15 protein-coding genes and 6 pseudogenes are annotated in these 16,907 nt (G+C 64.3%); 14 read left to right on the top strand and 7 right to left on the bottom strand.

The genetic code is table 11. The features are described from left to right. The first annotated feature begins 21 nt into the window (after positions 1-21). From kdsA to ftsB, 4 genes and pseudogenes are all read left to right on the top strand, one after another. A pseudogene (gene kdsA, locus OWR21_RS04180) lies at positions 22-875 on the top strand (3-deoxy-8-phosphooctulonate synthase). Positions 876-967: 92 nt separating this feature from the next. Beyond that, entirely contained in the window at positions 968-1,258 is a 291-nt protein-coding gene (locus OWR21_RS04175) for a DUF1330 domain-containing protein (protein ID WP_027677706.1), read from the top strand. Positions 1,259-1,312: 54 nt separating this feature from the next. Beyond that, positions 1,313-2,596: a phosphopyruvate hydratase gene (gene eno, locus OWR21_RS04170; RefSeq protein WP_009238483.1), complete on the top strand. Its 1,284-nt coding sequence runs from the start codon at positions 1,313-1,315 to the stop codon at positions 2,594-2,596. 91 nt (positions 2,597-2,687) lie between these two features. After that, positions 2,688-3,021 (top strand): annotated as a pseudogene (ftsB, locus tag OWR21_RS04165) (cell division protein FtsB). Positions 3,022-3,077: 56 nt separating this feature from the next. Here the strand turns inward: ftsB and OWR21_RS04160 are convergent. The 3 genes and pseudogenes from OWR21_RS04160 to OWR21_RS04150 all read right to left on the bottom strand — a co-directional run bounded on the left by OWR21_RS04160 (position 3,078) and on the right by OWR21_RS04150 (position 5,126). Beyond that, positions 3,078-3,485, bottom strand: coding sequence for a hypothetical protein (locus OWR21_RS04160; protein ID WP_316901627.1), 408 nt, complete (start codon positions 3,483-3,485; stop codon positions 3,078-3,080). A 105-nt stretch (positions 3,486-3,590) separates the two neighbouring features. Continuing rightward, on the bottom strand, positions 3,591-4,604 hold the full coding sequence (gene hslO, locus OWR21_RS04155) for an Hsp33 family molecular chaperone HslO (protein ID WP_332394651.1): 1,014 nt from the start codon (positions 4,602-4,604) through the stop codon (positions 3,591-3,593). Then, positions 4,601-5,126, bottom strand: a pseudogene (locus OWR21_RS04150) (gamma carbonic anhydrase family protein). Before OWR21_RS04150 ends, hslO begins: the two are co-directional and overlap by 4 nt. Positions 5,127-5,214: 88 nt before the next feature. Between OWR21_RS04150 and OWR21_RS04145 the strand changes: the two are divergent. After that, positions 5,215-6,083 (top strand): annotated as a pseudogene (locus OWR21_RS04145) (ferritin-like domain-containing protein). A gap of 79 nt (positions 6,084-6,162) precedes the next feature. Further along, a pseudogene (locus OWR21_RS04140) lies at positions 6,163-7,079 on the top strand (alpha/beta fold hydrolase). A gap of 8 nt (positions 7,080-7,087) precedes the next feature. Here OWR21_RS04140 and OWR21_RS04135 read toward each other — a convergent pair. The 3 genes and pseudogenes from OWR21_RS04135 to OWR21_RS04125 all read right to left on the bottom strand — a co-directional run bounded on the left by OWR21_RS04135 (position 7,088) and on the right by OWR21_RS04125 (position 9,106). Further along, complete coding sequence (locus OWR21_RS04135; protein WP_332394650.1) at positions 7,088-7,477, bottom strand: thiol-disulfide oxidoreductase DCC family protein; 390 nt, start codon at positions 7,475-7,477, stop codon at positions 7,088-7,090. Beyond that, a complete protein-coding gene (locus tag OWR21_RS04130; RefSeq protein WP_332394649.1) occupies positions 7,474-8,019 on the bottom strand; it encodes a DUF4166 domain-containing protein in 546 nt (181 codons plus the stop codon). The genes OWR21_RS04135 and OWR21_RS04130 overlap by 4 nt, the downstream gene beginning before the upstream one ends. 8 nt (positions 8,020-8,027) lie before the next feature. Beyond that, positions 8,028-9,106: pseudogene (locus tag OWR21_RS04125) on the bottom strand (NAD(P)/FAD-dependent oxidoreductase). A 149-nt stretch (positions 9,107-9,255) separates the two neighbouring features. Between OWR21_RS04125 and OWR21_RS04120 the strand changes: the two are divergent. The 8 genes from OWR21_RS04120 (at position 9,256) to OWR21_RS04085 (ending at position 16,367) form a co-directional block, all read left to right on the top strand. Further along, positions 9,256-10,116, top strand: coding sequence for a 3',5'-nucleoside bisphosphate phosphatase (locus OWR21_RS04120; protein ID WP_332394648.1), 861 nt, complete (start codon positions 9,256-9,258; stop codon positions 10,114-10,116). Between the two features lie 13 nt (positions 10,117-10,129). Then, positions 10,130-10,753: an L-threonylcarbamoyladenylate synthase gene (locus tag OWR21_RS04115; RefSeq protein WP_147213619.1), complete on the top strand. Its 624-nt coding sequence runs from the start codon at positions 10,130-10,132 to the stop codon at positions 10,751-10,753. A 66-nt stretch (positions 10,754-10,819) separates the two neighbouring features. Then, positions 10,820-11,485: a site-2 protease family protein gene (locus tag OWR21_RS04110; protein ID WP_027677695.1), complete on the top strand. Its 666-nt coding sequence runs from the start codon at positions 10,820-10,822 to the stop codon at positions 11,483-11,485. A gap of 21 nt (positions 11,486-11,506) precedes the next feature. Further along, positions 11,507-12,709, top strand: coding sequence for a tryptophan--tRNA ligase (locus tag OWR21_RS04105; protein ID WP_147213621.1), 1,203 nt, complete (start codon positions 11,507-11,509; stop codon positions 12,707-12,709). A 10-nt stretch (positions 12,710-12,719) separates the two neighbouring features. Continuing rightward, on the top strand, positions 12,720-13,286 hold the full coding sequence (locus OWR21_RS04100) for a class I SAM-dependent methyltransferase (RefSeq protein ID WP_332394647.1): 567 nt from the start codon (positions 12,720-12,722) through the stop codon (positions 13,284-13,286). 118 nt (positions 13,287-13,404) lie between these two features. Then, complete coding sequence (dapA, locus tag OWR21_RS04095; RefSeq protein ID WP_147213623.1) at positions 13,405-14,289, top strand: 4-hydroxy-tetrahydrodipicolinate synthase; 885 nt, start codon at positions 13,405-13,407, stop codon at positions 14,287-14,289. A gap of 61 nt (positions 14,290-14,350) precedes the next feature. Continuing rightward, entirely contained in the window at positions 14,351-15,547 is a 1,197-nt protein-coding gene (bamC, locus tag OWR21_RS04090) for an outer membrane protein assembly factor BamC (RefSeq protein ID WP_147213624.1), read from the top strand. Between the two features lie 34 nt (positions 15,548-15,581). After that, a complete protein-coding gene (locus OWR21_RS04085; RefSeq protein WP_147213625.1) occupies positions 15,582-16,367 on the top strand; it encodes an MBL fold metallo-hydrolase in 786 nt (261 codons plus the stop codon). A 152-nt stretch (positions 16,368-16,519) separates the two neighbouring features. Here the strand turns inward: OWR21_RS04085 and OWR21_RS04080 are convergent, their stop codons facing one another. Next, a complete protein-coding gene (locus OWR21_RS04080; protein WP_037043393.1) occupies positions 16,520-16,762 on the bottom strand; it encodes a hypothetical protein in 243 nt (80 codons plus the stop codon). Between the last annotated feature and the right edge of the window lie 145 nt (positions 16,763-16,907).

Here is a 16,907-nt window from a genome sequence, read left to right as displayed (position 1 = left end):
CGCTGGCGCACGGGAAATACGATGAAACTCTGCGATTTCGAAGTCGGCCTCGACAAACCGTTCTTCCTGATTGCCGGCACTTGCGTGATCGAATCCGAGCAGATGGCGATCGACACCGCCGGCACGCTCAAGGAAATCACCGGGGCGCTGGGCATTCCGTTCATCTACAAGTCGTCGTTCGACAAGGCCAACCGCTCGTCGGACGCTTCGTTCCGCGGCTTGGGCATGGAAGAGGGCCTGCGCATCCTGGCGGAAGTGCGCCGCCAGGTGGGCGTGCCGGTGCTGACCGACATCCACGAGATCGACGAGATTAAGCCGGTAGCGGAGGTCGTGGACGTCCTGCAGACGCCGGCGTTCCTGTGCCGCCAGACCGATTTCATCCGTGCTTGCGCGCAGAGCGGCAAGCCCGTCAACATCAAGAAGGGCCAGTTTCTCGCGCCGCACGACATGAAGAACGTCATCGACAAGGCGCGTCACGCGGCTCGCGATGCCGGCCTGCCGGAAGACAACTTCATGGCCTGCGAGCGTGGCGCTTCGTTCGGTTACAACAATCTCGTGTCGGACATGCGCTCGCTGGCGATCATGCGCGAGACGGGGCGCCGGTGGTGTTCGACGCTACGCATTCGGTGCAGCTGCCGGGCGGCCAGGGCACCAGCTCGGGCGGTCAGCGCGAGTTCGTGCCGGTGCTGGCCCGTGCCGCCATCGCCGTGGGGGTTTCGGGTGTCTTCATGGAAACGCACCCCGATCCGGCATGCGCCAAATCAGATGGCCCGAATGCCGTGCCGCTGCGCCGCATGAAAGACTTGCTGTCAGTACTGAAAGAACTGGATGCGCTCACCAAGCGCAGCGGTTTCCTGGAAAATCAGTTCGACTGATTCTTCCGACCATCGGCGGCCCACACCAGCCGCCGCTGTCGTTTTCGGTTCCGCTCAGTTCAGCTTTCGTTTTGGCTTCCGGAGAGAGACACATGGCCGCTGGCTACATCCTCGCGTACGTGGACGTGACAGACCCCGTGCAGTACGAGCAATACAAGACGCTGTCGACCAAGGCCATGCAAGCGCATGGCGCCGAGCCGCTGGTGCGCGGCGGCAAGACCGAGCAACTGGAAGGCGAGTGGAACCCCACCCGCATCGTCGTGCTCAAGTTCCCGAGCTACGACGCTGCCAAGGCGTTCTACGACAGCGAGGAATATCTCGCTGCCCGCAATGCGCGCGCCAAGGCTGCCCACATGAACATGATCGTGGTCGAAGGCGTTTAAGCCGCCCGTCGACCTCGTAGCATTACCTGCTTTAAGACACCAAGAGGGATTTTCATGAGTGCCATCGTAGATATCATCGGTCGCGAAGTGCTGGACTCGCGCGGCAACCCCACCGTCGAATGCGACGTGCTGCTCGAATCGGGCGTGATGGGCCGTGCAGCGGTGCCGTCGGGTGCATCCACCGGCTCGCGCGAAGCCATCGAACTGCGTGACGGTGACAAGTCGCGCTACCTGGGCAAGGGCGTGCTCAAGGCCGTCGAGCACATCAACACCGAGATCTCCGAGGCCATCATGGGCCTGGACGCATCGGAACAGGCGTTCCTGGACCGCACCCTGATCGACCTGGACGGCACCGAGAACAAGAGCCGCCTGGGCGCAAACGCCATGCTGGCCGTGTCGATGGCCGTCGCCAAGGCCGCTGCTGAGGAAGCCGGCCTGCCGCTGTACCGCTACTTCGGCGGCTCGGGCGCCATGCAGATGCCGGTGCCGATGATGAACATCGTCAACGGCGGCGCGCACGCCAACAACAGCCTGGACATCCAGGAATTCATGGTGATGCCGGTCGGCCAGTCGAGCTTCCGTGAAGCCCTGCGCTGCGGCGCAGAGATCTTCCACGCGCTGAAGAAGATCCTGGCTGACAAGGGCATGAGCACGGCCGTGGGCGACGAAGGCGGTTTCGCACCGAACTTCGCCAGCAACGAAGAGTGCCTGAACACCATCCTGTCGGCCATCGAGCAGGCCGGCTACAAGGCTGGCGAAGACGTGCTGCTGGCGCTGGATTGCGCCGCGTCCGAGTTCTACAAGGATGGCAAGTACCACCTGGAAGGCGAGGGCCTGCAGCTGTCGTCGGAAGACTTTGCCAACTACCTGGCGAACCTGGCTGACAAGTTCCCGATCGTGTCGATCGAAGACGGCATGCACGAGAGCGACTGGGCAGGCTGGAAGGCCCTGACCGAGAAGCTCGGCAAGAAGGTGCAGCTGGTGGGCGACGATCTGTTCGTCACCAACACCAAGATCCTGAAGGAAGGTATCGAGAAGGGCATCGCCAACTCGATCCTCATCAAGATCAACCAGATCGGCACGCTGACCGAGACGTTCGCCGCCATCGAGATGGCCAAGCGCGCCGGCTACACCGCCGTGATCTCGCACCGCTCGGGCGAAACCGAAGACAGCACGATCGCCGACATCGCTGTTGGCACGAACGCCGGCCAGATCAAGACCGGTTCGCTGTCGCGCTCGGATCGCATGGCCAAGTACAACCAGCTGCTGCGCATCGAGGAAGACCTCGGTGATATCGCCAGCTACCCGGGCAAGTCGGCGTTCTATAACCTGCGATAATCCTTCGCAGTTTTGCCCCGCATGACTGTGCGACCGCCGCTCTGGCGGTCGCATGGTATTTGGGGCCCGAGTACCGCCAACGCTTGCCTCTATGCGCCTGATTACGCTGTTCCTGCTGCTGTTGCTGCTTGCCATCCAGTACCCGCTTTGGCTGGGCAAGGGCGGCTGGCTGCGTGTGGGACATGCAGAAGCAGGTGACGGCGCAGAATCAGCGCAACGCTGAACTGAAGCAGCGCAACGCCAAGCTTGAAGGCGAAGTGAAGGATCTGAAGGAAGGCACGGGCGCCATTGAAGAGCGCGCGCGCTATGAGCTGGGCATGGTGAAGGACGACGAAGGCTTCGTGCAGTTCGTCGCGCCGGCCCCGAAAACCAGCGAAACCCCGCCGCCGCCTCCTCCTCCGGCAGGACAGCAGCTGCATCACTGAGTCCGCTGGGCCACGCGCCCTGCATGCGCGTTCGTCTTGAAGACAAATTCCCGGATTTACCAGTAGTACGGATAGCCCCACACGGGGGCGCCGTAGCTGACGCCCCAGCCGCCACGGTGGCGCCATCCGCTGCCGTAGTACACCGAATAGCCTCCGTAGTATGGATACGGCGCGTAGTACGGCGTCGTCGCATAGGCGCGCGCTTCGGCATCGCGTCGGATGGCTTGATCGGATTCGCGTAGCGCCTTCGCATTCAGCGCGTCCAGCTTCTTGCGGTCTTCCGCCGATAACGCCACCGGTGGCGCAGCCTGCGTATCGTCCTGCAGCCGGGCGGTGTAGGGTGTGCCGCCCGGGCCACGCGGCACGGCGACGCAGGCCGAAGCCAGCAGTGCCGCACCAATCGGCAGTGCCAACGCGCGAGCGAAATTCAGGGATGGCAAGGACGAGGAAGTGAGCTTGAGCATGGTGCGTTCCGCAGCAAGCGGCAGATGACGGATCCGGCGATTTAGAGCGTGGGCGGCACCGATAAGTGCCGCGCGCCACGCGCACTTCATACTATGTCGCCGTGCTCAGTGGCGCTGGTCGGATGCGCTCTGGATACCTTGTGCGACGGTCTCCTGAGCGAAGAGCTGAGCACAGTCGACGGCGTCAAAGCTGTAGTGCTGGCCGCAGAATTCGCAGTCGATTTCCACCTTGCCACGCTCTTCCAGAATGCTGTCGACCTCGGGTTGACCCAGCGTGCGCAGCATGGAGCCCACGCGCAGCCGAGAGCACGAGCAGCGAAAACGCGGGCTCTGCGGCTCGAACATGCGGATGCCCGCGGCTTCCATTTCTTCCCAGTACAGCCGCTTGATCAGCGTGTCGATGGGCTGCTCGAGCAATTCGTCACGGCGCAGCGTCTTGCCGAGTTGGCACACGCGTTCCCACGTGTCGAGGTCTTGCTCCTCCACGTCCTGGTGAAGCAGCTGGCCGGTCTCGCCGACCTGCGCGGGCGCGTGGCCCGTGCGGCCTTCCATCGCACCGCCATACGAAGGCAAGCGCTGCAGCAGCATACCCGACGCGACCTTGTTGTCAGCCGCCAGCCACAGGCGCGTGTCAAGCTGCTCAGAGCTCTGCATGTAGTGCTCAAGCACCTCGGTGATGCTCGCGAGTGGCCCGTTTTCGTCCGACAGCGGCACGATGCCCTGATACGGCTGCTGGCCGGGCAGCTTGTCTTGCGGATCGAGCGTGATGGCGAAGCGTCCGTTGCCGTGCACATTGACCATGGCGGCCAGCGTGGTGTCGTCGGCAATCTCAGCGCCTTCGGCAATCTTGGCCGTGGCGCGCATCGACAGGTCGGAGTTGCACTCGACGACCAGCATGTGCACTGGGCCGTCGCCATGCAGCTGCATGACGAGCGCGCCGTTGAACTTCAGGTTGGCCGACAGCAACGCGGCGGCGGCCATCATCTCGCCCAGCAGCGTACTGACCGGGGCAGGGTAGCGGCGGCGGCCCAGCACCTCTTGCCACGTCCCTTCCAGGCGCACCAGTTCACCGCGCACGGGCGCGGCGTCGAATACAAATTTCTTCAGCTCGTCAGTCATCCATCGATCCGTTTCAGTTGCTGCTTGTACATCGCCTGGCGCACCGCATACGTTTCGGTGTTCAGGTGCATCTTGGCGATGTCGTCTTCCGTCAGTTTGCGCACGGCCTTCGCAGGCGCGCCCAGAATGAGTGTGCCGTCTTCGAAGACCTTGCCTTCGGTGACGATCGCGCCCGCGCCCACCAGGCAGTTCTTGCCGATCACCGCGCGATTGAGCACCACCGCCTGGATGCCGATCAGCGAGCCTTCGCCGATCGTGCAGCCATGCAGCATGGCCTGGTGGCCGATCGTTACACGGTCGCCGATGTTCAGCGGGCAGCCCGGGTCGGTGTGCAGCACCGAGCCTTCCTGCACGTTGCTGGCCTCGCCCACGGTAATCGGCTCGTTGTCGCCACGGATGACGGCGCCGGGCCACGCTTGCGCGTGCTTTCAGCTCCACGCGGCCGATGACGGTCGCTTCAGGGGCCACATAGGCGTTGGCGTCAATGGTCGGTGCAACATCGCCGAGTTGGTAGAGGGCCATGCGATCGGTCTCCAGAATCTGCGTAGGTGGGGGAAAAGGGCGCGTCTTCAAGCTTGCCGGGCAAGGCAGGCCGATGCGTCGAATTAAAATGGCGGAAAGTCCAAATTGTACGCTGATGACCGCTCCGCAACCTCGCCACCAAACGCCCGCTGACACGCTCCGTCATGCTGCCCTTGCCGCGCTCTGTCTCACCGATCCGGCCAGCAAGGTGGACGCCACGCTGCGTCTGGGCGAGCGCGCCAAGAGCGTCGACGCCGCGCGCTGGGGCATTGATGAAGCCATTGCGGCACCGGAAAGCGGTGTGCCCGGGCGGCCCGACGCTCCGGTGCTCGTGCCGCCTGCTGAGGTTCCGCGTCGCCGTGCGATCGATACGCCACGCGGTCGCGGCGCTTTGCTCCACGCGCTCGCGCATATTGAATTCAACGCCATCAATCTTGCGCTCGACGCCGTGTGGCGTTTTGCTGGCATGCCGGTGGCTTTCTACGAAGACTGGACGCGCGTGGCGGCAGAAGAGGCGACGCACTTTTCGCTGCTTGCCGCCCATCTGGCCACGCTCGATTGCCGCTACGGCGATCATCCCGCCCACGACGGCCTCTGGCAAATGACGGAGAAAACCGCCGCCGATCCGCTCGCGCGCATGGCGCTCGTGCCGCGCACGCTGGAGCGCGCGGGCTCGATGCTTCACCGCCGATCCGGGCCAAGCTCGCGCAGGCTGGCGACATGGCGGCTGCAGGCATCCTCGACATCATCCTGCGGGACGAGATTGGGCACGTAGCGGTCGGCAACCGCTGGTACCGTTGGCTCTGCGAGCGCGCGGGGCTGGACCCCGTGCCGACGTATCGCAAGCTGGCCGAGCAATACGGAGCGCCGCGTCTGCGCGGGCCGTTCAACCTTGAAGCCCGGCGTCAGGCCGGTTTCGACGACGACGAAATTGCCGCGCTGGAAGCCTCGTTCTAAGCGCTACGGGCTTGTCCATCCGCCGCTATAATCGCCAGAAAAAGAACGATCGTTCGATTTCTATTCGGTGACGGAAACCATGGACTCCACCACACAGCCTGCCGCACGTCAGGCCTCCCGCTCGACCTATCAGCCCGTGCGCGGCCTGCGCTACCACATCCGCGAATGGGGCGAGCCGGGGGCGCCCATCCTCTTCCTGTTTCATGGTTGGATGGATGTGTCTGCATCGTTCCAGTTTCTGGTCGATGCGCTGCGCGAGCGCTGGCATATCGTGGCCCCCGACTGGCGCGGCTACGGCCGGACTGCCCGACCCACCGATGCCCCCGGCGTCGAGAGCTACTGGTTTGCCGACTACGTGGCCGACCTTGAAGCCATCATCGATCACTATCAGCCCGAGGGCAGGTGACGCTGGTCGGGCACAGCCTCGGCGCCAACGTGGTGTGCCTGTACGCGGGCATCCGGCCCGAGCGCGTTCGGCGCGTGGTCGACCTGGAAGGCTTCGGCATGTCGGCGTCGAAGGCCTCGCAGGCGCCGCGCCGCTATGCGCGCTGGCTCGATGAACTGAAGGACAAGCCGCGTCTCAACACTTACGCCACCGTCGAAGACGTCGCCGCGCGCCTCCAGAAAACGAATCCGCGTTTGCCGGCCGACAAGGCGGCATTTCTGGCGCAACACTGGTCGAGCCGGAATGCCGAAGGCCGCTGGGAAATCCTTGGCGACCCGGCGCACAAGATCATCAATCCGCAGCTGTATCGGTTGGATGAGGTGATGGAAATCTGGCGCCGTGTTACCGCGCCCGTGCTGCACGTTGAGGCAGTCGATTCGCCCACACTAAAAGCCATTGCAGGCGACGTGCCGCTGGCCGAATTCAAGACGCGCTTTGCGGCGTTTCCTGATTTCCGTGAGGTGCTCATTGCGGATGCGGGCCACATGCTGCATCACGACCAGCCGGAGCAGGTTGCCGCGCTGATCGAAGAGTTCTGCATGCAGCGTTGAGCGGAAGCTCAATCGAGAAACCGCTGTGCCGTGCCGGACGGCGGCAGGATGCAGGTGTCTGACCGCCCAAACCATCGATAGCGGTTGCGCGCGACGCGGCGGTAAACGGCGTCGCGCAGTGCCGCAGGGATCAACCAACCGATCCATGCCAACCGCCACGGCCAGCCGAGCACATGCAGGATGCGCAAGACGGCAGCGCTTTCCCGCCACGCTTGGCCGTCACGCACGAACAGGACGGTATCGACGTCATCCGGATTTACGCCGGCCTGCGCGAGCAGCCGTCGCCCGGTGTCGCCTTGCATGGAGGCAAAACGCAGCACGCCTTGTCGATCATGTCGCAGCAGAAACTGGATGGAGCCGCTGCACAGCAGGCAATGCGCATCGTAGACGACGATCATGCGCGCTCCGCCGTCGCCAGATCCAGATAACCTCGATACGCCGCCACCACGCCGAGCAACGGCAGGCTGGCGCGGACGTTGAAATGGAAGCGGTCACCGTCACCGGACTCTTCGGCCAACACGGCAGGCCGCAGCCAGGCAGGGCACGGGATGCCGAGAAAGCGCAAGCCTTTCAGGCGCATCTGCAACACACCGTGATTCGCCTCCAGCGCAAAGAACAGACGCACCGCGCCGAGCCGCTCTGTGAGGCGCCCCTTGTGCAGGGATAGCGTCGAGCGCATCGTGTGGCGCGGGAAATGGCGCGTCCAGGTTTCTTCCGTGGCGCCAGCGTTGAGCGAGATGCGGATCGGGCCACGCGTCGGTGTCCGCGGCGTGCGAATGCACCATGCAAGCACGCGTGCGAGGCGCGACGCGGGCGGTTCCGTTTCGACCTCGCCGTGCAGGGATACCGCGCCGGTCATTCGGTGGAATGTCTGCACGGCCGGCGCCAGTTCCGCATATCGCGCGCCCAGCACAGTTTCGTAGAGCGACGGTGCGCGCATGCGATAACTTATTCCGCCGTGACATGCAGCTTTGTCTGCAGCCCCGCATCGTTGCTCGAGTGCGTATGTACGAGCGTCTTGTCCGGATTCGCGTAGCGGTAAGCCCGCCGCAGCGCCATCGCCACCTCGTGGAAGCCCGACAGAATCAGCTTCTGCTTGTTCGGATACAGCGCGATATCGCCGGCGGCAAACACGCCTGGGCGCGAGGTCTCGTACGCCGTTGTTTCCACCGTGATCCGGCCCGCGCGCATTTCCACGCCCCAGTTGGCAATAGGGCCCGGCTCGGAGACCAGCCCATATAGCGCAATCAGTTCATCGCAGGGCAGCACGGTTTCGCCGTCGCGCCCACGGATGGCTGCGCCGGTGAGTGTACCGTCGGGCGTGCTGTCCAGGCGCGAAAGCATGCCGAGCACAAAGTCCATTTCGCCGGCGGCGACGGCGGCGCGCATTTCTGCAACGCTCGCATCGGCCGCGCGGAAGCCCTCTCGCCGATGGACCAGCGTCACGCGTGCGGCCACCTTGCGCAACGCGAGTGCCCAGTCGAGCGCGGAATCCCCGCCGCCGGCAATGACGACGCGCTTGCCCGCAAAGCGCGCGGTGTCGCGCACGGCGTAATGGAGATGGCGGCCTTCCAGCGCGGCCGCTTCAGGCAAGGCCACGCGTTGTGGCGTGAACGCGCCGTTGCCCGCCGTAATCAGGACGGCGGCGCAGTCGAACACGTCGCCGGCGCTTGTCGTGACGCGAAAGCGCTGGCCGTGCTCGGTTTCCAGCGTTTCGACGGTCTCAGCGCGTCGGTTGCAGAGAATGGGGTAGTTGAATGGCGCGCACTGGGCCATCAGTCGATCGACAAGTTCCTGCGCCGTGCATGACACCAGCGCCGGGATGTCGTAGATGGGCTTTTCCGGGTACAGCTCCGTGCATTGGCCGCCCGGCCGGTCCAATGCATCCACCAGCACACACGACATGCCGAGCACGCCCGCCTGGAACGCCGCGAACAGGCCCACCGGCCCGGCCCCCACGACGAGCACGTCGATGCGTTGCTCCAAGGGCTGGGGGAATCTGCGTTGAGGGTGGCGGCGGAAGTCATGGCAAAGCGTCGAGAACGAAACAATGCGGCCACTATAGCCTGCAGCAAGCGGCGCGCCGCGAACACCGTCACGGGCAGTCGGGTCTTCCGGATGCCAAACCTCGGCGGGATGGCCCCCCGGTTGCGCGCCGCAGCAGTAAAATGGCGGAATGCCAAATCTCTCCGCCGCCTCCGCCCGAAATGCTGATCTGCACTGTCATTCCACGGTGTCGGACGGCATGCTCGCGCCGCACGAAGTGGCCGCCCGCGCTGCTGCCCACGGCGTGACACTTTGGGCATTGACCGACCACGACGAAGTGGGCGGACAGGTCGCCGCACGCGAAGCCGCGACGGCGCTGGGCATGGATTACCTCTCTGGTGTGGAGATTTCAGTCACGTGGGCAGGGCGCACGCTGCACATCGTCGGCCTGGGTATCGATCCGGAAAACGCGGATCTGGTGCTCGGCCTGGAGCGCACACGCTCCGGTCGCTGCGCGCGCGCTGAAGACATCAGCGCCGCGCTGGCCAAGCTGGGCATCGAAGGCGCCTATGAAGGCGCGTTGCGCTATGCCGGTAATCCGGACATGGTTTCGCGCACCCACTTCGCGCGCTTCCTCGTCGAGCACGGCCACTGCCGGGATATCCACGAGGTGTTCGACCGCTACCTCGGCGACGGCAAGCCGGGCTACGTGCCGCATCGCTGGGCGCGCCTGGCCGATGCGATCAACTGGATCAAAGGCGCGGGTGGCGTCGCAGTGATGGCGCATCCAGGACGCTACACGCTGTCGCTGGTCGAGCACGGCGCCCTGTTTGACGAATTCAAGGCGCTGGGCGGCGAGGGCGTCGAGGTCATCACCGGCAGCCATACGCCCGACCAATACGCGTTGTATGCCGACGTCGCGCGCCGCTACGGCCTGCTGGCGTCGCGCGGTTCAGATTTCCACGGCCCGGGTGAGGGCCGCGTCGAGCTTGGCACGCTGCCGCCGCTGCCCGACAACCTGACGCCGGTCTGGAGCCGGTGGATGTCCTGAGCGCGCGCCTGCCATGTCCCAGTTCTTCCAGATTCATCCGACCACGCCGCAAGGGCGCTTGATTCGCCAAGCGGCGGAGATCATCCGCGCCGGCGGCCTGGTCGCGCTGCCTACCGATTCCTGCTACGCGCTCGCCTGCCATCTGGACGACAAATCCGCCGTCGAGCGCCTGCGCCGCGTACGCGGCATCGACGAAAAGCACCACCTGACGCTGATGTGCCGTGACCTTTCCGAGCTGGCCACGTTTGCGCGCGTCGACAACAAGCAATACCGCGTGCTGAAGGCGGCGACGCCCGGGCCGTTCGTCTTCCTGCTCGAGGCGACCAAGGAGGTGCCGCGCCGGCTTTCGCATCCGTCGCGCAAGACGATCGGCCTGCGCGTACCGGAACACGCGATTCCCCTGGCGCTGATGGCCGAACTGGGTGAGCCGCTGCTTTCCGCCACGCTGCAACTGCCCGGCGACGACGAGCCGCTCAACGAGGCCGAGACCATTCGCGATCGGCTCGAAAAGCAGCTCGAACTCGTCATCGACGGCGGCCCGGCCCCGGCCGAACCCACCACCGTCATCGACCTGACGAGCGGCGAGCCCCAACTCGTGCGCCAGGGCCGGGGCGATCCTGCCCGCGTGGGCTTGTAGGCGACGCCTTGGCGCGTGCTTCCGTGGCGCCGTCGTGCGGCGCGCGCTTGCTACAATAGCCCGCCTATGGACCCCACACTGATCCAGAACATCGCGGTTTACGCGATTCCCGTCCTGTTTGCCATCACGCTGCATGAGGCGGCGCACGGCTATGTTGCGAAGCATTTCGGCGACGATACGGCCTATGTCATGGGCCGCATCAGCATCAATCCGCTGCGGCACATCGATCCCATCGGCACGATCGCGATGCCGCTGCTCCTGTATTTCGCCACCAAGGGCGCGTTCGTGTTCGGTTATGCCAAACCGGTGCCGGTGCGCTTTGGCCATCTGCGGGATCCGCGCTGGCATGGCATGTGGGTGGCGCTCGCTGGCCCCGCCACCAACTTTGTCCAGGCGATCTTTTGGGGCGTGCTGGCGGTTGTGTTCGCGGTGGGCGGCGTGAACGAGCCGTTCCTGATCGGCATGGCGCGCGCGGGCATTCTCGTCAATATGGTGATGGCGGCCTTCAACATGTTTCCGCTGCCACCGCTCGATGGCGGACGCGTGCTGGCTGCGCTCTTGCCGCCCCGTATGGCGCTGGGCCTGTCGCGCATCGAGCCGTTCGGCTTCTTCATCGTGATGGCGTTGATCATTTCCAACGTCATTACCAATGTCTGGATGCGCCCCATCATGGCGCTGCTGTTTCAACTGCTGCAGTGGATTCTGAGTCCGTTGCAGATGCTGTTTTCCTGAGTCTTCAACTCCATTTCCCACATGTTTCCTGACCGCGTTCTCTCTGGCATGCGTCCGACCGGTGCGCTGCACCTGGGGCATTACCACGGCGTTCTGAAAAACTGGGTCCGGCTGCAAGCCGAGTACCCGTGCTTCTTCTTCGTCGCCGACTGGCATGCGCTGACCACGCACTACGAGTCGCCCGAGGTGATCGAGGAATCGGTGTGGGAAATGTTGATCGACTGGCTGGCTGCCGGCGTCGATCCGACGCAGGCCACGCTCTTCATCCAGAGCCGTGTGCCCGAGCACGCCGAGCTGTTCCTGCTGCTTTCGATGGGCACGCCGCTGGGGTGGCTCGAACGCGTGCCGACGTACAAGGATCAGATCGAGAAGCTCAAGGAGAAGGATCTCTCCACCTACGGCTTCCTCGGCTACCCGCTGCTGCAGGCGGCCGACATCCTGATCTACCGCGCCGGCTTCGTGCCGGTGGGCGAAGACCAGGTGCCGCACGTCGAGATGACACGCGAAGTGGCCCGCCGCTTCAACTATCTGTACGGACGCGAACCCGGCTTTGAAGAGAAGGCGCTGGAAGCGGCCAAGAAGCTCGGCGGCAAGCGTGCCAAGCTGTATCTGGAACTGCGCACGGCCTACCAGGAACGTGGTGAAGACGAAGCCCTGGAGCAGGCGCGCGCACTGCTGGCCGAGTCGCAGAGCCTCTCGATGGGAGACCGCGAACGCCTGTTCGGCTACCTGGAAGGTGCCCGCAAGATCATCCTGCCCGAGCCGCAGGTGCTGCTGACCGAGGCATCGCGCATGCCCGGCCTTGATGGCCAGAAGATGTCCAAGTCGTACGGCAACACGATCCGCATGCGCGAGGACAAGGAAACCGTCGAGAAAAAGGTTCGCACCATGCCGACCGACCCGGCTCGCGTGCGCCGCACCGATCCGGGCGACCCGGACAAGTGCCCGGTCTGGCAGCTGCATCAGGTCTACTCCGATGCCGACACGAAAGAGTGGGTCCAGAAGGGCTGCCGCAGCGCGGGCATCGGTTGTCTGGAATGCAAGCAGCCCGTGATCGAGGGCATCCTGCGCGAGCAACAGCCGATGCTTGAGCGCGCCCAGAAATACATGGACGATCCGTCGTTGCTGCGCGCCATCATCGCCGATGGTTGCGACAACGCCCGCAAGGTCACGCAAGAGACCATGCGCGAGGTGCGCGAGGCGATGGGTCTGACGTACAGCTGATGGGCCGTTGATGTCTGCTGCCGCATCGGATCCGCATACGCTTGCTGCGCCGTCGCCCTGGGTGGTGCGCTGGGCGGCTGAACTGCCGGCGGGCGCTTCCGTGCTGGACGTGGCTTGCGGCAGTGGCCGCCACGTGCGCTGGCTCGCGGCGCGCGGCCTGCGGGTAACGGGCATCGACCGTGACGCGGCGGCGCTTTCGGGTCTCGCCAGCGTCGCACAAACCATCGTCGCCGACATCGAAGGGAACCCGTGGCCGTTGCCTGCCGGAGCCACTTTCGATGCCGTCGTCGTCACGAACTACCTCCACCGACCGCTTTGGCCGCGCTTGCTGGCAGCCGTCGCGCCGGGTGGCCGGCTGATCTACGAAACCTTTGCCGCGGGAAACGAAACCGTCGGGAAGCCGTCGAACCCGGCATTCCTGCTGGCGCCGGGTGAATTGCTTGACGCGGTGCGAGGCCAGTTGCGGGTGATCGGCTACGAAGACGGTTTTCTCGCATCGCCCCGGGAGGCTTACTTGCAGCGGGTTTGCGCGGTCCGCGCGCCTGCTGGAGCGGTTGCGCCGCGCTACGCACTTTGAAGTTGCTGAGGACGACGTCTTACCCGTCTCTTGGCGGGTCTCAGATGTGGCGAATCCGTTCTGACGATCCGGTACAATCCGACTGTTTACGTTCACGCTTTTGTCTGCTTTCGAAACCATGATCCAGATTTCCGGCAGTCTCGTCGCCATCGTCACGCCCATGCACGAGGACGGCAGCCTTGATTTCCCGTCCCTGCGCAAGCTCATCGACTGGCACATCGCCGAAGGCACCGACGGCATCGTGATCGTCGGCACCAGCGGTGAATCGCCGACCGTGTCGGTGGAAGAGCACCGTGAGCTGATCCGCGTGGCGGTCGAGCAGGCCAACAAGCGCGTTCCCATCATTGCCGGCACCGGCGGCAACTCCACCACCGAGGCGGTCGAGCTGACGGCCTACGCCAAGCAAGTGGGCGCCGATGCCTCGCTGCAGGTCGTGCCGTACTACAACAAGCCGACGCAGGAAGGCATGTATCTGCACTTCCGCAAGGTAGCCGAGTCGGTGGATCTGCCGGTCATTCTGTACAACGTGCCGGGCCGCACCGTGGCCGATATGACAGTCGAAACGATGCTGCGTCTGGCTGAAGTGCCGGGCATCATCGGCGTGAAGGAAGCTACCGGCAACATCGACCGCGCGGCACACCTCATCAAGGGCGCACCGGCCTCATTCAAGATTTACAGCGGTGACGATCCGACGGCCATCGCGCTGATGCTGCTGGGTGGCCACGGCAACATTTCCGTGACGGCCAACGTGGCGCCGCGTGCCATGCACGAGCTGTGCGCCGCTGCCATGCGCGGCGACGTGGAAACGGCTCGCCGCATCCACATGCAACTGCTGTCGGTGCACAAGAACCTGTTCGTCGAATCGAATCCGATCCCCGTCAAGTGGGCTCTCCAGGCCATGGGCAAGATGGAAGGCGGCATCCGCCTGCCGTTGACGCCGCTGGCACCCCAGTATCACGAGGTTGTGCGCGCATCCTTGAAGGATGCCGGGCTGCTCTCCTGATTGTTTCAAGGCGCTTCTCAGGCCCTTAAGCCATCGTTCTCATCTGAAGGATCGCAAGTCAATGAAACTGCACCAAACCCGTCGCGGGGCTGTGGCGACGTCCGCTCAACTGTTGCTGGCCGCGCTGTCGGTTGCCCTGATTTCCGGTTGCGATACCGTCAATGAGGTGATGCAGCCGGACCGCATCGATTACAAATCGCAGGCCAAGAAGGGCCCGACGCTTGAGATCCCGCCCGACTTGACCGGCATCCAGGCTGATCGTCGCTATGCCGCACCGGACACGGGCACGACGACGCTGTCGGCGTACACGTCGACGGCGCCCAAGGTCACGACGCCGGGCTCGGGTACCGACAACGTGCTGCCTGCCGTGTCCGACATGCGCATCGAGCGTGATGGCAATCAGCGCTGGCTGGTCGTGAAGACCACGCCGGATGCCCTGTGGCCGCAATTGCGCACCTTCTGGCAGGAACTTGGCTTCCTGCTGGTGATCGACTCGCCCGAGACCGGCATCATGGAAACCGACTGGGCCGAGAACCGCGCGAAGATTCCGCAGGACATCATTCGCCGCACCGTCGGCAAGGTGTTCGACGGTCTGTACTCGACGTCTGAGCGCGACAAGTTCCGCACCCGCATCGAGAAGGGCCCGAATGGCACGGTCGAGGTCTACATCTCGCACCGCGGCGCGCAGGAACAACTGGTCGGTTCGTCCAAGGACCAAACCGTGTGGACGCCGCGTCCGGCCGATCCGGAGCTCGAAGCCGAATTCCTCTCGCGCCTGATGCAGCGCCTGGGCGCCAGCAAGGAGGCCGCACAGCAGAAGCTCGCGCAAACGCAGGCTGCGCACCCCGTGCAAGACGGCACGAAAGCCGAGCCGGCCCCGCGTACCGGCCCGTCGTTGCTGACGCAGTCGAATGGCCAGCCGGTCCTGCAGGTACCGGAGCCCTTTGATCGTGCTTGGCGTACCGTGGGTCTGGCACTGGACCGCGTGAACTTTACCGTGGATGACCGTGACCGTTCGCAGGGCGTGTACTTCGTCCGTTACGCTGATACGCGCGCCGAAGCGAACGCACCGGGCTTCTTCTCGCGCCTGTTCTCGGGCACGAAGATCGAAGATCTCAAGCGCGCCAAGCGTTACCGCGTGGTGGTGAAGGATGCCGGCACGTCGTCGACCGTGCTGGTCCAGAACGACGATGGCTCCGCGCAGACCGGCGACATCGGCAAGCGCATCCTGTCGCTGCTCGACGAGCAACTTCGGTAATCGGCATCATGCAGTACAGCTGCCTAGGTGGGCGATGACACTGAGATTCGCCAGCCTTGGCAGCGGCAGTGAAGGGAATGCGCTGCTCGTCGAATCCGCGAGCGGCGCGACATGCACGCGCATCCTGCTGGATTGCGGCTTCGGTATCCGGGAGACCGTTCGGCGGCTTGAACGCCTGGGCTGTACGCCGGAATCCCTGAACGCCATCCTCGTCACGCACGAGCATAGCGATCACGTTGGCAGCGCCTATGCGGTTGCCGCCAAATTCAATATCCCCGTCTGGACCAGCCACGGCACATATCGCGCGACCGAAAACCTACGCGGCGCCGACCGTGCAGCCGTGCGTTTCTGCCGCGCCGACGATGTGTTCTCCGTCGGCGATCTGCAAATCTTGCCTTACACCGTGCCGCACGACGCGCGCGAGCCGCTGCAGTTCGTCTTCAACGACGGTGCGCGACGCCTGGGTGTGCTGACCGATGCCGGGATGTCGACGGAATACCTTTGCACGCATCTGGCGGGCATGCACGCCCTCGTGCTCGAATGCAATCACGACCGCGAGATGCTGGCCAATTCAGCCTATCCGTGGTCCTTGAAGCGTCGCATCGGCGGGGATTTTGGCCACTTGGCCAACGACATAGCAGCTGCGATCCTCGCGCGTGTGCGCCACGATGGGCTGCATACGGTTGTGGCTGCGCATCTATCCAAGCAGAACAACACGCCGCAATTGGCAGCCGAGGCCATCGCCATGCCGCTGGGTGCTCGCGTAGACGACGTGCCGATCGCGGATCAGGAAGAGGGCCTGCTTTGGCGCACCGTTTGAGTGCGATAGCCTTCGCCGGAGGCTGCTTGTAAGATTCAGAAACAACTTTGAATGGCGGATGGGCGTCGTCGTTACTGTCCGGACGTTGCAGCCCACTCGCCCATGAAAAAGCCGACCCGAAGGTCGGCTTTTTCGTCTCGCGAGAAACGCGATTACTGCTTAGCAGCCGGAGCCGATGCAGCAGCGTCCGAAGCAGCCGGAGCAGCAGCGGCGTCCGAAGCGGCCGGGGCAGCCGGAGCAGCAGCGGCGTCCGAAGCAGCCGGAGCAGCCGGAGCGGCAGCAGCCGGAGCCGAAGCTTCAGGAGCGGCGGCCGGAGCAGCAGCTTCTTCCTTCTTACCGCAAGCAGCCAGAGCCACAGCAGCCATCAGCGAGGCGATCAGGAGAGACTTTTTCATTTTTTCGATCCTTAAACTGAATATGGAAAGCGGACAACAAAAAGGGCGATGAATAATTACCGGTAATTATCGCTCAGGTACTACACCTTCTTCTCTGCTGGCAGCCAAGCCGCACGAGGGCTGCTCGACCTGCAAGCTAGCGTCG

This window comes from Ralstonia sp. 1B3 (genome assembly GCF_036631435.1).
The sequence above is the reverse complement of the archived record's forward strand: the minus strand, read 5'-3'. Positions and strand labels throughout refer to the sequence as shown.

Coding starts and splice junctions, on each gene's coding strand:
- OWR21_RS04115 (WP_147213619.1), top strand. CDS start 10,130: ATGTCCCAGTTCTTCCAGATTCATCCGACCACGCCGCAAGGGCGCTTG.
- OWR21_RS04135 (WP_332394650.1), bottom strand. CDS start 7,477: ATGATCGTCGTCTACGATGCGCATTGCCTGCTGTGCAGCGGCTCCATC.
- bamC (WP_147213624.1), top strand. CDS start 14,351: ATGAAACTGCACCAAACCCGTCGCGGGGCTGTGGCGACGTCCGCTCAA.
- OWR21_RS04110 (WP_027677695.1), top strand. CDS start 10,820: ATGGACCCCACACTGATCCAGAACATCGCGGTTTACGCGATTCCCGTC.
- OWR21_RS04085 (WP_147213625.1), top strand. CDS start 15,582: ATGACACTGAGATTCGCCAGCCTTGGCAGCGGCAGTGAAGGGAATGCG.
- OWR21_RS04130 (WP_332394649.1), bottom strand. CDS start 8,019: ATGCGCGCACCGTCGCTCTACGAAACTGTGCTGGGCGCGCGATATGCG.
- OWR21_RS04120 (WP_332394648.1), top strand. CDS start 9,256: ATGCCAAATCTCTCCGCCGCCTCCGCCCGAAATGCTGATCTGCACTGT.
- hslO (WP_332394651.1), bottom strand. CDS start 4,604: ATGACTGACGAGCTGAAGAAATTTGTATTCGACGCCGCGCCCGTGCGC.
- OWR21_RS04080 (WP_037043393.1), bottom strand. CDS start 16,762: ATGAAAAAGTCTCTCCTGATCGCCTCGCTGATGGCTGCTGTGGCTCTG.
- OWR21_RS04175 (WP_027677706.1), top strand. CDS start 968: ATGGCCGCTGGCTACATCCTCGCGTACGTGGACGTGACAGACCCCGTG.
- OWR21_RS04105 (WP_147213621.1), top strand. CDS start 11,507: ATGTTTCCTGACCGCGTTCTCTCTGGCATGCGTCCGACCGGTGCGCTG.
- OWR21_RS04160 (WP_316901627.1), bottom strand. CDS start 3,485: ATGCTCAAGCTCACTTCCTCGTCCTTGCCATCCCTGAATTTCGCTCGC.
- dapA (WP_147213623.1), top strand. CDS start 13,405: ATGATCCAGATTTCCGGCAGTCTCGTCGCCATCGTCACGCCCATGCAC.
- OWR21_RS04100 (WP_332394647.1), top strand. CDS start 12,720: ATGTCTGCTGCCGCATCGGATCCGCATACGCTTGCTGCGCCGTCGCCC.
- eno (WP_009238483.1), top strand. CDS start 1,313: ATGAGTGCCATCGTAGATATCATCGGTCGCGAAGTGCTGGACTCGCGC.